The 14,313-nt window shown below is 72.3% G+C and carries 9 protein-coding genes; 3 read left to right on the top strand and 6 right to left on the bottom strand.

Annotation, left to right across the window (positions count from 1 at the left end; genetic code table 11):
- Positions 1-101: 101 nt before the first annotated feature.
- Complete coding sequence (locus tag ACJJVL_RS13000) at positions 102-4,796, top strand: DEAD/DEAH box helicase (protein WP_405219303.1); 4,695 nt, start codon at positions 102-104, stop codon at positions 4,794-4,796.
- A complete protein-coding gene (locus tag ACJJVL_RS12995) occupies positions 4,796-5,590 on the top strand; it encodes a DNA-formamidopyrimidine glycosylase family protein (protein WP_405219301.1) in 795 nt (264 codons plus the stop codon). Before ACJJVL_RS13000 ends, ACJJVL_RS12995 begins: the two co-directional genes overlap by 1 nt.
- Positions 5,591-5,790: 200 nt before the next feature.
- Here the strand turns inward: ACJJVL_RS12995 and ACJJVL_RS12990 are convergent, their stop codons facing one another.
- The 4 genes from ACJJVL_RS12990 to ACJJVL_RS12975 all read right to left on the bottom strand — a co-directional run bounded on the left by ACJJVL_RS12990 (position 5,791) and on the right by ACJJVL_RS12975 (position 12,108).
- On the bottom strand, positions 5,791-6,420 hold the full coding sequence (locus ACJJVL_RS12990) for a TrmH family RNA methyltransferase (RefSeq protein ID WP_405219299.1): 630 nt from the start codon (positions 6,418-6,420) through the stop codon (positions 5,791-5,793).
- 16 nt (positions 6,421-6,436) lie between these two features.
- On the bottom strand, positions 6,437-7,393 hold the full coding sequence (locus tag ACJJVL_RS12985) for a class C sortase (RefSeq protein WP_405219297.1): 957 nt from the start codon (positions 7,391-7,393) through the stop codon (positions 6,437-6,439).
- An 81-nt stretch (positions 7,394-7,474) separates the two neighbouring features.
- Positions 7,475-8,902 (bottom strand): SpaH/EbpB family LPXTG-anchored major pilin, encoded by a 1,428-nt coding sequence (locus tag ACJJVL_RS12980; RefSeq protein ID WP_405219295.1) that lies wholly within the window; start codon positions 8,900-8,902, stop codon positions 7,475-7,477.
- Positions 8,903-8,964: 62 nt separating this feature from the next.
- Positions 8,965-12,108 (bottom strand): hypothetical protein, encoded by a 3,144-nt coding sequence (locus ACJJVL_RS12975; RefSeq protein WP_405219293.1) that lies wholly within the window; start codon positions 12,106-12,108, stop codon positions 8,965-8,967.
- A 292-nt stretch (positions 12,109-12,400) separates the two neighbouring features.
- On the opposite strand from ACJJVL_RS12975, the gene ACJJVL_RS12970 reads away from it, so the two are divergent.
- On the top strand, positions 12,401-13,228 hold the full coding sequence (locus ACJJVL_RS12970) for an HAD-IIA family hydrolase (protein ID WP_405219291.1): 828 nt from the start codon (positions 12,401-12,403) through the stop codon (positions 13,226-13,228).
- A gap of 28 nt (positions 13,229-13,256) precedes the next feature.
- Here the strand turns inward: ACJJVL_RS12970 and ACJJVL_RS12965 are convergent, their stop codons facing one another.
- Positions 13,257-13,859 (bottom strand): hypothetical protein, encoded by a 603-nt coding sequence (locus ACJJVL_RS12965; protein WP_405219289.1) that lies wholly within the window; start codon positions 13,857-13,859, stop codon positions 13,257-13,259.
- 54 nt (positions 13,860-13,913) lie between these two features.
- Positions 13,914-14,306: a hypothetical protein gene (locus ACJJVL_RS12960; RefSeq protein WP_405219287.1), complete on the bottom strand. Its 393-nt coding sequence runs from the start codon at positions 14,304-14,306 to the stop codon at positions 13,914-13,916.
- Between the last annotated feature and the right edge of the window lie 7 nt (positions 14,307-14,313).

The following is a 14,313-nucleotide window of genomic DNA, read 5'->3' as shown; positions in this document are numbered from 1 at the left end:
GCACGGGTGCGGGACGGAGGCTGAACGACGGATCCATGGGCCGGAGCATGACCCGATTGTCCCCCAGCATTCCCCCGAGACTGCTGTGCTGTACTGAGCGAGTGAAGGACGCGGAACGGGTGCCGGACGCCGGGCCGATCCGCCACGCGCTCGAGCTCTTCTCCCCCGCCACCCGCGCCTGGTTCGCGGGTGCGTTCCCGGCGCCCACCCCCGCGCAGGCTGACGCGTGGGCCGCGATCGCGCGCGGCGAGCACACGCTCGTCGTCGCGCCGACCGGTTCCGGCAAGACGCTCGCGGCCTTCCTGTGGGCGATCGATCGACTCCAGCGCGAGGACGCCGAGCCGCATGAGGAGCGCGAGCCCGGCGTGCGCGTGCTCTACATCTCCCCGCTGAAGGCGCTCGCGGTCGACGTGGACCGCAACCTCCGTGCGCCGCTCGCGGGCATCGCAGCGCGCGGCCGCACGGACGGCACCGAGCCGCCCGGCATCCGCATCGGGCTGCGCACCGGCGATACCCCGCAGGAGGAGCGGCGGGCGCAGGCGAAGCATCCGCCCGACATCCTCATCACCACGCCGGAGTCGCTGTTCCTGCTGCTCACGAGCAAGGCGCGCGAGAGCCTGCGCACGGTCGAGACGATCATCGTCGACGAGGTGCACGCGGTCGTGCCGACGAAGCGCGGCTCGCACCTGGCGCTGAGCCTCGAGCGGCTCGACGCGCAGCTCGCGAAGCCGGCCCAGCGCATCGGCCTGTCGGCGACCGTGCGCCCGATCGATGAGGTCGCGGGCTTCCTCGGGGGGCAGGCGCCCGTCACGGTCGTGGCGCCGCCCAGCGAGAAGAAGATCGAGCTCACCATCACGGTGCCGGTGGACGACATGACCGACCTGCGGGCCCCGCAGCAGCGCGAGCAGGCCGATGCGGGCGCGACCGGCAGCGCCTTCGGGGCGACCGAGCCGAAGCAGCCGTCGATCTGGCCGCACATCGAGCGCGAGATCCTCGAGCTCGTCGATCGGCATCGCTCGACGATCGTGTTCGTGAACGCGCGCCGGGCGGCCGAGCGGCTGACGGCGAGCCTCAACGAGCTCGACGCGGAGCGGCTCGATGCAGCCGAAGCGGCGGGTGCTGCGGGGTCTCGTGACGCGAGCGCCTCCGGCGCTCGCTCCTCGACCGACGGGGGTGCGACCGACGGACGGGCCGGCGACGGGGTGGTGCTGCGCGACGTGAGCGAGCACATCCGCCTGCGCCTCGCCGAGCGCGCCGCGGCGCGCGACGCGGCCGGCGATGAGGCGGAGGCGCCGCCGCTCGCCCGCGCGCACCACGGCTCGGTGTCGAAGGAGCAGCGCGCCGAGATCGAGGACCAGCTGAAGTCGGGGCGGCTGCGCTGCGTCGTCGCCACCTCGAGCCTCGAGCTCGGCATCGACATGGGCGACGTCGACCTGGTCGTGCAGGTGGAGGCGCCGCCCAGCACCGCGAGCGGGCTGCAGCGTGTCGGCCGCGCCGGCCACTCCGTCGGCGACGCATCGCGCGGCGTCATCATCCCCAAGCACCGCGCAGACCTGCTGCACGCGACCGTGGTCGCAGACCGGATGGCGCGCGGCGAGCTCGAGCCCATCCGCATGCCGAGGCATCCGCTCGACGTGCTCGCGCAGCAGACCGTCGCCGCGGCCGCCATGGACGAGCTGGGTGTGGACGAGTGGTTCCAGACCGTGCGACGCGCGGCGGGCTTCGCCGAGCTGCCGCGCGCGGCCTTCGACGCCACCCTCGACCTGATCTCCGGCGTCTACCCGAGCGACGAGTTCGCCGAGCTGCGCCCGCGCGTGCTGTGGGATCGGGAGGCCAACACCATCGCCGGCCGTCCCAGCGCGCAGCGCATCGCCGTCTCCAGCGGCGGCACGATCCCCGACCGCGGTCTGTTCGGCGTGTTCCTCGCGGGGCAGGAGGGGAAGCCCGGCGCGCGTGTCGGCGAGCTCGACGAGGAGATGGTCTACGAGTCGCGCACCGGCGACGTCTTCGCGCTCGGCGCCACGAGCTGGCGGGTGGTCGACATCACGCATGACCGCGTGCTGGTCGTGCCCGCGTTCGGCGAGCCGGGCAAGCTGCCGTTCTGGCACGGGGACAACGAGGGCCGGCCCGCCGACCTCGGCGGCTCGATCGGGCGCGCCACCGCCGCGCTGGCCGCCGGCACCGGCATCGACCTGCCGCACTCCGACGAGCGTGCCATCCGCAACCTCGACGCCTACGTGCGTGACCAGGTGGCCGCGACCGGCGCCGTGCCGACGGATGCGCAGATCGTCGTCGAGCGCTCCCGCGACGAGCTCGGTGACTGGCGCCTCATCGTCCACTCGCCGTGGGGGCGCCGCGTGCACGCACCTTGGGCGCTCGCCATCAGCCAGCGGCTGCGAGAGGACCGCGACATGGGCGCGGCCGCGATGGCCTCCGACGACGGCATCGTGATCCGCATCCCGGACTCCGATGCCGAGCCGCCCGGCGCCGACCTGATCCGCTTCGAGCCCGAGGAGCTCGAACGCATCGTCGAGGTTGAGGCCGGCGGCACCGCGCTGTTCGCCAGTCGCTTCCGCGAGTGCGCTGCGCGCGCCCTGCTGCTGCCCAAGCGCGACCCCGCCCGTCGAGCACCGCTGTGGCAGCAGCGCCAGCGCGCTGCGCAGCTGCTCGACGTCGCCAAGCGCTACCCCGACTTCCCGATCGTGCTCGAGGCGCTGCGCGAGGTGCTGCAGGATGCCTACGACCTCCCGGCGCTGCGCTCCATCACCGAGCGGCTGCAGCACGGCGACATCCGCGTCGTCGAGGTCGAGACGCCCAGCCCCTCCCCCTTCGCACACCACCTGCTGTTCGGCTACGTCGGCGCGTTCCTCTACGAGGGCGATGCGCCGCTGGCCGAGCGGCGCGCGGCCGCGCTCACGCTCGACCCGGCGCTGCTCGCGCAGGTGCTCGGCACCACAGCGCTGCGCGAGCTGCTCGACCCGGAGGTGGTGGAGCGCACCGAGCTCGAGCTGCAGTGGCTCGCGCCAGACCGGCGCGCCCGCGGCGTCGAGGGCGCGGCCGACCTGCTGCGGCTGCTCGGGCCCCTGCGTGTCGACGAGCTCGCGGCCCGACTCTCGGGCGAGGGCGATGCGGCCTTGGATGCCGATGCGGCCGCCGCCATCGCAACCGAGCTCGTGGATGCGCGGCGCGCGGTGCGCGTGCGGGTGGGCGATGAGGAGCGGGTGGCGGCGATCGAGGATGTCGCGCGACTGCGCGATGCGCTCGGCGTGCCGCCGCCTCCCGGTGTGCCGTCTGCGCTGCTGGAGACGGTCGCCGACCCGATCGGCGACGTGGTCGGGCGGCACGCGCGCACGCACGGCCCCTTCACCGTCGAGGAGATCGGGCAGCGGCTCACGCTCGCCCCCGCGGTCGTGCGATCGGCGCTGCGCGCGCTGGAGGCGCAGGGCCGCGTAGCCTCCGGTGCCTACCGCCCCGGCGGCAGCGGCGAGGAGTGGATCGACACGCAGGTGCTGTCGCGGCTGAAGCGCCGCAGCCTGCAGGCGCTGCGCAGCGACGTCGAGCCCGTCGACCACGCCGTGTTCGCCGACCACCTGCTCTCGCACCAGCGCATCACCCGCCCGCTGTCCGGCACCGACGGCGTGCTCGAGGCGATCGACCGGCTCGACGGCGTGCCGCTGCCGCTCTCGGCGCTCGAGACGCTCATCCTGCCCTCGCGGGTGCGCGACTACCGGCCGTCGATGCTCGACGAGCTCACCGCATCCGGGCTCATCACCTGGACGGGCGCGGGCGCGCTCACCGGCAAGGACGGCCGCGTCGTGCTGCGCCCCTCCGACACGGTCGAGCAGCGCACCGGTGCCGAGCACGAGGATCCGGATGCGGCCGCCCTGCTCGAGGCGCTCTCGGGCGGCGGCGCGCTGTTCGCGAAGCAGCTCAGCGACATCCTCGCCTTCGATCTCGCGAAGCTCGCCGACGTGCTCTGGCCGCTCGTGTGGGCCGGCCGCATCACCAACGACACCATCGCGCCGCTGCGAGCGCACCTGCTGGGCGCTCGCGCCCGCACCGCTGCCGCGCCGAGCCGGCGTGCTGCGCCGGTCAGCAGGCGCCGGCTCGCGACGGCGAGGCCCATCCGCTCCGACGCGCTGCCGACGCTCGCGGGCCGCTGGCTGATGGCCTCCGCGCCCGCGGGGTCGCAGACCGAGCGGGCGGCGCAGGTGGCGGATGCGCTGCTGGCGCGCTACGGCGTCGTCACGCGCGGCAGTGTGGTCGCCGAGGATGTGCCGGGGGGCTTCCACGGCGTCTACCAGGTGCTGAAGGCGTTCGAGGAGGCCGGCCACACGCGCCGCGGCTACTTCGTCGACGGGCTGGGCGCGGCGCAGTTCGCCGACACCCCGGTCGTCGACGGGCTGCGGGCGCGGCAGTCGAGCGGGCCGAGCGACAAGGTCGCGACCGTGCCGACCGTCGACCCGGCGAACCCGTTCGGCGCCTCGCTGCCGTGGCCCGAGGCACGCGGCGACCACCGCCCCACCCGGCGCGTGGGCTCGCTCACGACCATCGCGGCGGGCCGCTGCATTCTGCACCTGGAGCGCGGCGGCCGGTCGCTGCTGACCTTCACCGACGACGAGGAGCTGCTCGTGCGGGGCGTCGAGAGCCTCGCGGATGCCGTGGTGCGGCAGGCAGGGCGGCGGCGCGTGCTCGAGGAGGTCGATGGGCGCTCGTCGCTCGACAGCGAGGTCGCCGCGCTGCTGGAGCGCGGCGGGCTGCGCCGCACGCCGCGCGGCTTCCGGATCGGTCACTGATGCCAGAGGGCGACACGATCCACCGGGCCGCCGTGCGGCTCGGCCGTGTGCTGGAGGGGCAGGTGCTCGAGCGCAGCGACTTCCGCGTGCCGGCGCTCGCGACCGCCGACCTCGCCGGTGAGCGCATCGACGAGGTGCGCAGCGTCGGCAAGCACCTGCTCATGCGGGGCGAGCACTGGACGATCCACTCGCACGCCGGCATGGACGGCCTCTGGCACGTGCTCGAGCCCGGTGGGCGCGCGCCTGTGGCGACCCACACCATCCGCGTCGTGCTGCAGACCGCCGAGCACGAGATCGTCGGCTCGAGCCTGCCGGTCTTGGAGCTGCTGCCGCGCGAACTCGACCTGGAGGCGGTCGCGCACCTGGGGCCCGACCTGCTCGACCCCGCATGGGATGCCGCGATGGCCGCCGAGGCCGTGCGGCGGCTGCGCGCGACCGGCGACCCGGTCGGAGTGGCGCTGCTCGACCAGCGCGCCGTCGCCGGGCTCGGCAACGTCTTCCGGGGCGAGCTGTGCTTCCTGCGCGGCCTGCACCCCGTGACGCCGGTGGCGGATGTCGAGCTGGAGCCGCTCGTGGCGCTCGCGCGCCGCCTCATGGTCGCGAACCGCGATCGCACCGAGCGCACCTTCACGGGCGACACCCGCAACGGCCGCCGCACCTGGGTCTATGGGCGGGGCGGGCGCCCGTGCCTGCGCTGCGGCACGAAGATCCGCGATGCGATGCTCGGCAAGGAGGATGGCATGCTGCGGCAGGTGCAGTGGTGCCCCCGCTGCCAGCCGGAGCCGCGCTCGTAGGTCGAGGAGCGCGCGGCCGCGGGCCGCTCGCGTCACGAGACCGGTCCGCGCGCACCCGCCTCAGCCGTAGGTCGAGGAGCGCGCGGCCGCAGGCCGCTCGCGTCACGAGACCGGTCCGCGCGCAACCGCCTCACCCGTAGGTCGAGGAGCGCGCGGCCGCAGGCCGCTCGCGTCACGAGACCGGTCCGCGCGCACCCGCATTAGCCAGTCGCCGCGTGCTCCCGCACCCACTCGTGCATCACGATCGCGGCAGCGGCCGCGGCGTTGATGGAGCGGGTGGAGCCGAACTGCCGAATCGCCACGTGCGCGTCGGCGGCGGCGATCGCCTCATCGCTGAGGCCCGGGCCCTCCTGGCCGAACAGCAGCACGCAGCGCTCGGGCAGCGCCGCTGCATCCACCGGCACGCTGCCGTCGGTGTTGTCGACGGCGATCACCGTGAGGCCCGAGTCGCGCGCCCACGCGGCGAACGCATCCGTCGTCTCGTGGTGGCGGATGTGCTGGTAGCGGTCGGTGACCATGGCGCCGCGGCGGTTCCATCGCCGCTTGCCGATGATGTGCACCTCCGCGGCCGCGAAGGCGTTGGCCGTGCGCACGATCGAGCCGATGTTGAGGTCGTGCTGCCAGTTCTCGATCGCGACGTGGAAGGCGTGTCGGTGCGCGTCGAGATCGGCGACGATGGCCCCGAGCCGCCAGTAGCGGTAGCGATCGAGGACGTTCCGTCGGTCGCCGTGCTCGAGCAGCTCCGGGTCGAAGTGCGCCTGGTCGGGCCAGGAGCCCTCCCAGGGCCCGACACCCACGGGCAGCTGGGGCTCGTCAGCGTCAGCAGGCATGACTCCAGGCTAGGCGTCAGACGATGATGCTGGGCGCCGTGCCGAGCGTCAGCCCGGGCTGGCGACCCGTGGCCGGGATCGGGCGCGCCGTCGAAGTCGCCGTGCGGTAGGCGGCAGCGAATGCGAAGCCTGCGGCGAGGCCCACCGCCCACCACGGCGGCCCAGGGATGTCGGGCATCGCCACTGCGTCGCTCTCGGCCGCCGGCGTGGGGATGCGCTCGCCGGTGACGATGATCCGGTGGCTGTTGATGCCGAGCGGGGTGCATGTGACGAGGCTCACGAGATCGCGGCCGGATGCTGGGGTGAGGATGTCGGTGTCACCCGGCTCGATCACCTGCACGTCGCGCACCTCGTAGGTGAGCACGTCGCCATAGACGTCGAGCTCGAAGACATCGCCGACGACCACCTGGTCGAGGTCGCTGAAGAGCACCGACTCGGGCAGGCCGCGGTGACCGGTGAGCACGCTGTGAGCGCCGGCGCCGCCCACCGGCATGGCCGAGCCGAGCAGATGCCCGATGCCCTTGCGCAGCGTCTGCTCGTCGGTGCCGTGGTAGATCGGCAGGTCGACGGCGATGGAGGGGATGCGGATGCGCGCCATCACGTCGGCGGGGCCGAGGTCGAGCTGCTCCTGGTAGGCGGCCACGATGGCGCGCTGGTCGCTCAGCGGGGTGCGGCCGAACTGGTCGATGAGGGCACCGCCGGAGAGGGTCTGGTTGTAGCGGCGCGCGTCGGCGAGCTCCTGCTCTCGGCCCTCGGGGCCGAGCTCGGTCATCACCTCGGCGTAGTCGTCGACGCGCTGCGACTGCTCGAGCTGGCTGAACCAGCCCGCGGCGGAGGGATAGAGGAGCACGCCCACGCCGAGCATCACCATCGTGGCGATGATGAGCGAGGAGACCGTCCCGCGGCGCCTGCCGATGCGCGCGTTGCGCGCGGCAGCAGGGCGATCCGGGGCGATCGCGACCAGTGCGCTCACGGTGGCTCCTCGTTGGTCTGGGAAGGAGAAGCCCCGCGGCAGAGGAGGGATGAGCCTCTGCCGCGGGGCGGTCACTATGGCTTAGGCGTCTGCCTGAGCCTTGCGGCGGCGGACGAGCATGAAGCCCAGCGCGCCGAGGAGGAGGCCCGCGCCACCGATCATGAACGCTGCCTGGCCGCTGCCACCCGTGACGGGGAGGGCGTAGGCGGGCACCTGCGCGTTGACGACGGTCAGCTCGACCGCAGCGTTCGTGCCGACCGGCACAGCGATCGTCCACTCAGTCGTGCTGCCGAGCTGGTAACCCGCCGGAGCCGACTTCTCACGCACCGTGTAGGTCGCGTTGCCATCGGCGTTGGTGCGGAGGCCGGCGATCGTGACGACGCCGTCCTCGTCGCTCGTGAACTCGCCGACACCGTTGATGGTCACGACGTTGCCGTCGGCGTCGACCACCTCGAAGGCTGCGCCCTCGAGCGCTGCGCCCTGGTCGTCGTTCTTCTGCAGCTCGATGCCGCCGAAGTAGGCGGATGCCGTGTTCGAGGGGATCTCCGTGCCGTTGATCGAGACGCTGGCCGTGTTCTGGATCGTGCCGGTGCCGAGGGCCGTGATCGTGGTGTCGATCTCGATCGCGACGCGCTGGTCGGCGTTCGCCTCGAGCGCCTCGATGCCCGTCTCGGTGAAGTCGATCGAGAGCCGCTGGCCATCGAGGGCGACCGTGAAGTCGGTACCGCGCTCGAGCGTCGTCGTGCCGACGGTCACGCGCACAGCGCCGGCCGTGGCGAGGTTGTGCGACAGGCGTGCGTCGAGCACGTCGACTACACCGAACGAGGTGAGCGAGCGGCCCTCAGAGGCAACGGGCACCGCGATGTCGAGGTCCCACGTGAGGTTGGAGCCGAGGCCCTCCTGCTGGAAGTCCTCGAGGCTCTTCAAAGCATCCGACACCGTGTTCTTCGGGAAGACGTGCACGTCGTAGTTCCACGTGCTGGTCGCCTCGACCGGCTGCGGCACGACGACGAGGAACGGCTGCGCGGGGATCACGACGCCTGCCGCGGCCGGCGCCCTGAGCTCTTCGACGAGGAACACGCCCTGGGGGACCGTGCGCCTGATCGTGCCGTCGTCGCCCGTCGTGACGGTGAAGGAATCGGTGCCGGTGGTGGAGCCGAGCGTGTAGGTCGAGCCGGTCGCGGTCACGTCCGCCGCCTCCAGTCCGTTGGACAGCGCAGCCCACGTGGTGTTGTCGTCGACGTCGAGGTTGGTGACCTGGCGGATGGAGAACTGCACGCCGGCGATCGGGGCGCCCGCGACCGGGTCCGTTGCCGAGCCGGTGCCGACGATGCCTGCGGCACCGGTCTGCTCGTGCTTGTGGATCGTGATCGCGGCCGGGACGTCAGGGTCGATGTTGGCTGCGGCGAAGGCGGGGGTGGCTCCGCCGAGGGCGATGAGCGACGCGATCGCGGCGGCTCCGAAGCCGGCGGCGACACGCGCCGTCAGGCTCTTCTTGTTGGTTGCCATGGCGGCAGTTCCTTCCTGGATGGATGATGCAGAGGGTTGTCGTGACTGGGATTCGGTGGAGCTCATGTCAGCCGCGCTTCGCGGCTGGAGCGGATCCTCGTGCGAACGAGGAGGGCTGCGGCGGTGAGAAGACCGAGCAGGAGCACGCCTGCACCGCCGAAGAGATAGGTGTCGGCGCCGATGCCGCCGGTGAGGGGCAGCGCGAGCGCGGGCGCGTCGTCGTTGACGAAGCGGTAGATCGCGTGCTGCCCGGCCGGCACGCTCACGGCAGCGGCTTGTGCAGCGGTGAGGGTCTGCCAGTTGGCGGCGTTCGCGAGCTGTGCGGCGGCCGGGTTCGCGGGGCCGGTGTAGCGCTGGATCGACTGGCCGAGGTAGGCGTACTGCCCCATGTCCTCGGTGAGCGCGTAGGCGTGTCCGGGCCGCACCTCGCGGGTGTTGCCGCTCACGACGGTGCCCGCTCCGGTGACGGTGAAGCCGCCCAGGCCCGAGATGACGGGACTGGATGCCGGCGTCGCCGTGAGCGGGAACTGCGCAGCGGTGATGCTGCCGCCATTGTCGTTCACGACCGACTTCAGCAGCGTGAGGCGTGCCGTCTGGTTGGTGACGGTGCAGGTCACCTGTGCCCCCGAGCGGGCGACGGTGACATCGCCTGCTGGCGTCACTGCGACGGTCGCGGCGAGCTCGTCGAGGCACCGCCAGGCACCGGCCTGCACGTAGGTGGCGGGTCCACCGCTCTCGCTGAGGCGGTATGCCGCGCCGGGCGTGATCGCCGCGGTCGCCTGCGCCGATCCCGTCACACCGCTGGGGCCGGTGCGCGCGCTCTGGGGACCGGTTGCGCGGAGCGTCCAGCTGGTCGCGGCCTCGGCGCCGAAGGACACCGACTTCACGAGCGTCAGCGTCGTCGGCAGAACGCGGTTGACGATGGTGCACACGATGGACGACCCCGGCGCGACGCCGGTGAGGGTCGCTCCCTGAGCGTCGGGCAGCGCGACGGTCGAGGTCGAGCCCTCGATCGTCGTGATGAGGCAGGCACCCTCGACGAAGGCGTAGCCCTGCTGCTGCGTCTCGGAGACCGCGATGCTCGCGCGCGCGGTCGCTGCGCCGAACTGCAGGTTCCAGCGGGCCTCGCCCGCGGCGTTCGCCGTCTGTGTGCCGGCGGTCGGCGTCGATGCAACGGTGCCGGTCGTGGCCTGGGCGCGCGCCGTCAGGCTCCACCCGGCGCCCGGGGTCTCCTCGGTGCCAGCGATGTTCTCGACGAGCTTGCGCACGACGACCGCCGTGACGAGCGGCGCGTTGCGGAAGGTGCAGACGACGCTCGCACCGCTGCGGTTCGGGATCGTCACGGTGCCGGAACGCGCGCTGCCGGACGCGACCGTCGTGCCCGTCTCGTCGACGCAGGTGTAGCTCGAGGTGTAGCTGCCGGCGTTGGCCGAGATCGTCTCCTGGATCGTGTATGCCTGACCGGAGAGCGCGGTGAGCGGGCCGACCTGGGCGGTCTGGATGCCGGTGGCCGGGCCGTTGGCGAGCGCGGAGCCGAGCGTGGTGCCGCCGCGGATCACCGAGAGCGTGAAGGCATCGCCGCTCGCGACGCGGCCGACGACGTTCTTGCGGATCGTGAGCGTCGCGGGCGAGAGGCAGCTGGCCAGGTCGCCGCTGGCCGAGAGCGAGGTGGTGACGGTGCCCGCGCGGAGCGCGCCCGTCGAGGGGTCGTAGATGCGCGCGGTCGTGCCGGTGCCGAGGTAGACGGTGCCGTCGCCCTCGAAAGCCATGCCGTTCGTGCCGCTGAGGCCGGCGAAGGCGGGCGACGAGCTGACGGGCATGGTGCCGCCCGCCGCCACCGCAGCGGCGGTGACCGTGTAGATGCGGGTGTTGCCATCGGTCAGGCTCTGCACGACATAGAGGTTGCCGAACAGGTCGAAGGCGAGGTCGCCGTTGCTCGTGCCGCTCATGTTCGTCGCGAAGGTGCCGCGCGGCGTGACCGCCGCGGTCGCCGGGTCGTAGACGTAGAGCTGGAAGCTCGTGGTTCCGTTGATCACTCGGTAGCCGCCGAAGTAGTAGCGGCCGTCCGCGAGGTTCACGCCACCGAGCACGATGCTCGTGTCGGTCGCGACGTTGGAGAGCGCCGTCCGCTGCCAGCCGCTCGCGACGGAGTAGCGGTGGATCGCCGCGAGGCCGCTGCTGGTGCCGCTCGCACGCTCGGCGGCGTACATCACGGTGCCGCCGAGGCCGATGCCGAGGGAGTTCATCTGCGCGCCGGCGGCAACGCCCGGGAACTCCCCGACCTGCGTGATCGTCGCGCCCGAGCCCGAGCGAGTTACCTGGTTCACCACACCGGTGGTCGCGAGCGAGTAGAAGGTCCCGGAAGTGCACGAGAGCGCCGAGTTGGTGCCGAGCTCGAACGTACCGAGGTCTCCGACGCCGTCGATGCGATCGTTCGCGCTCGAGACGCGCCACTCGGTGTCGGTCCACTGGTAGCCGGAGGGAGCCCCTGCCGGGCGCACGCGGTACTCGTAGCGCGTGGTCGTCGTGTCGTTCGGGATGCGGTGCGAGGAGCCGGCGTGAGTCACCTGGAACTCACCTCGGTCGGGATCGAGGTCACCGGTCGTCGCGCACTGTGCCACTGCGGTGCAGTCGGCGACCGTCGCCGCTCCGGTCCAGTTCGACTCCTCCCAGTAGTAGCCGAAGAACCAACGGCGTGTCAGCGTGCGCCGCTCGATCTCGAAGGTCGCTCCCGACTGGGCGGGTGAGGTGCGCCAGTGGAGGAACGGTGCCTCGACCGCGGGCTCGGGCGCGTTCAGCGCCATCGTGCCGATGCTCGCTGACGGCGCCGCGGCCGCGACGCGCGCCTGCGCGACAGGCGACGGGGCGGCCGTCTGCACCGGCGACGCGGGGGCCTCGGCGTCGCTCGGCGCGGCGGGCTCGGTGGGCTCTGCGGGATCGGACGCCGTCGTCTCCGTGGGCTCCGGCACGGCGCTCGGCATCGGCTCGGCGGTGGGGGCCGGATCGGCTGGCACCTCTGGCTCGACCGGTGCGGGTGTCGGCTCCGGTGCCGCGGTGGGTTCCACGGCGGTGGACTGATCGGCAGCGACCGCGTGAGCGGCACTCGCGTCGAGGGGCGTCAGGGGCAGGACGATGGCAGTCGCGAGCGCAAGCACGGCGACCGACGCTCGGAGCGAGCGGCGGCGTGCAGAAGTGCGCGTGAACATGGCGAATCCATCCCTGGAGAGTCGTGACCTCTGCAATCACCCTGGGCGCTTCGACGGCTGACCGTCGGCGACATCAAGTGCGGATTGCTTCTGCAGCAAATGTATTGAGCAAACCTCAGGATGGCAGGCCATAGCGCCCAGTGCCCGCTGAGGAGCCCGCAAGTAATTTAAAACTGAAACGAACGAAACACAGTTCGCGTAGAGGCTTCCTCAGTTTCGCTTGAGATTTGCTCAAGACGCAATGATCTGGGCGGGCCACCCGGCCGCGGCGCGCCCCGCGTACCCTGGCCCCATGACCACTCCACGCACACGCGCCGACATCGAGAGCTGGCTCACCGACATGGACGGGGTGCTCGTCCACGAGGAGCATCCGCTGCCGGGCGCCCGCGAGCTGCTGCAGCAGTGGCAGGACGAGGGCACCGAGTTCCTCGTTCTCACCAACAACTCGATCTTCACGCCGCGCGATCTCGCGGCGCGACTGCGCGCATCCGGTCTCGTCGTGCCGGAGGAGCGCATCTGGACGAGCGCGCTCGCCACCGCCGACTTCTTGAAGGACCAGATCCCGGGCGGCTCGGCCTACGTGATCGGCGAGGCGGGCATCATCACCGCCCTGCACGAGATCGGCTTCACGATGACCGACACGAATCCCGACTTCGTGGTGATCGGCGAGACCCGCTCCTACTCCTTCGAGGCGATCACGAAGGCCATTCGGCTCATCGCGGCGGGCGCCCGCTTCATCTCCACCAACCCGGATGCGACCGGCCCGAGCGCCGACGGCATCCTGCCGGCGACCGGCGCCATCAATGCGCTCATCACCGAGGCCACGGGGCGCGTGCCCTACGTCGTCGGCAAGCCGAACCCGATGATGTTCCGCTCGGCGCTCAACAAGATCGGCGCGCACAGCGAGAACACCGGCATGATCGGCGACCGCATGGACACCGACATCATCGCCGGCATGGAAGCCGGGCTGCACACGGTGCTCGTCATGACAGGCATCTCCGATCCGGCGATCGTCGAGACCTACCCGTTCCGCCCCGACGAGATGCTCGATGGCGTGCACCAGCTGGTGCGCGAGAAGCCGGTCGAGTCCGAGCTCGACGAGCCGCACACCGACGTGTAGTCGGCGGATGCGCGGGCGTGCGCGACCGTCACGCCTCCGACAGCATCCGGATGGCGTGGGCGCCGAACGTGCCGCCCGCGATCGCGGCGATCACGGCAGCCAGCGGGATGACGACCCGATCGACCGGCCGCTGCGCGACCTCCCGGGCATCGAGTCCGTCGAGCCGGATCCAGCCGACGCGTGCCGCCTTGCCGCGGCCCGCGGCCAGCACCGCGAGCGTGGTCGCGAGCACCCCGGCGGCCAGCGCCAGCACCAGCCAGCCGAACCCGATCGTGACCCCGGCTGCGGCGCTGAACGGAGCGAAGGCGAGCGCGGCGAGCGCGATCGGCAGCACCGACCACGTGGCCGGTGGCCCGAAGCCGCGCGCCATCAGGATCCACAGGGCCGTGCCGCCGGCGAGTGCGACGAGCCCCATCATCAGCCCGCCCCAGCCCGCGATCTGGCACACCGTCGCCGAGTTGGCCCCGCACGCGCCGTCGTCGAACGAGATGAGCAGACCCGCGGCTCGAGATGCGGCGACGGCACCGAAGCCGACCGCAACCCAGCCGGTAAGGAGGCCCAGCCAGGCCGTGAAGCGATCGCCGCTGACGATGAGCGGCGGGCGCCTGAAGAGGCGCGAAGTCCAGCGCATGCCTCCCACGCTACGCCGCCGTAGCTCTCGGGCGCGGCGCGAGCTCGGTGCCTGTCAGAGCACGGCGTGGAGGGTCGTCTGCGCGAGGACCGCCACGAGACCGACGAGGTTGACCGCTGCGGCTCCGATGGCCGCGCCGGCGAGCGCCCGGGCAGACTCGCGGCGCGCGAGCGAAGCAATGCCGAAGCCGGCCGCGCCGAGCGCGAGCAACCCACCCGCCACCGATGCGACGAGCCCGACGGCGCCCATCAGTTCGAACGCCCCGGTGCGACCCATCACCGCGATGACGATGCCCTGAACGACTCCGGCAAGCACCATCACGACGGCGAACACGAGCGCGATGGTCGCGAGCTTGCGACTCGGACGCTCTCCGCCAGCATCCGGGGGCACTTGCGCCCAGGCGTGGTGCTGCTGCGACTGGGGCGTCTGCGGCTCGGTCTGCGTCATGCCGTCA

It is taken from the genome of Agrococcus sp. Ld7 (assembly GCF_045064095.1).
Classification (GTDB): domain Bacteria; phylum Actinomycetota; class Actinomycetes; order Actinomycetales; family Microbacteriaceae; genus Agrococcus.
Note: the sequence above shows the minus strand (reverse complement) of the source record. Positions and strands in the feature narration are given on the sequence as shown.

Excerpts from the sequence above, each read along its gene's own strand:
- ACJJVL_RS12960 (WP_405219287.1), bottom strand. The coding sequence starts at position 14,306 with ATGACGCAGACCGAGCCGCAGACGCCCCAGTCGCAGCAGCACCACGCC.
- ACJJVL_RS12975 (WP_405219293.1), bottom strand. The coding sequence starts at position 12,108 with ATGTTCACGCGCACTTCTGCACGCCGCCGCTCGCTCCGAGCGTCGGTC.
- ACJJVL_RS12990 (WP_405219299.1), bottom strand. The coding sequence starts at position 6,420 with ATGCCTGCTGACGCTGACGAGCCCCAGCTGCCCGTGGGTGTCGGGCCC.
- ACJJVL_RS12980 (WP_405219295.1), bottom strand. The coding sequence starts at position 8,902 with ATGGCAACCAACAAGAAGAGCCTGACGGCGCGTGTCGCCGCCGGCTTC.
- ACJJVL_RS12970 (WP_405219291.1), top strand. The coding sequence starts at position 12,401 with ATGACCACTCCACGCACACGCGCCGACATCGAGAGCTGGCTCACCGAC.
- ACJJVL_RS12965 (WP_405219289.1), bottom strand. The coding sequence starts at position 13,859 with ATGCGCTGGACTTCGCGCCTCTTCAGGCGCCCGCCGCTCATCGTCAGC.
- ACJJVL_RS12995 (WP_405219301.1), top strand. The coding sequence starts at position 4,796 with ATGCCAGAGGGCGACACGATCCACCGGGCCGCCGTGCGGCTCGGCCGT.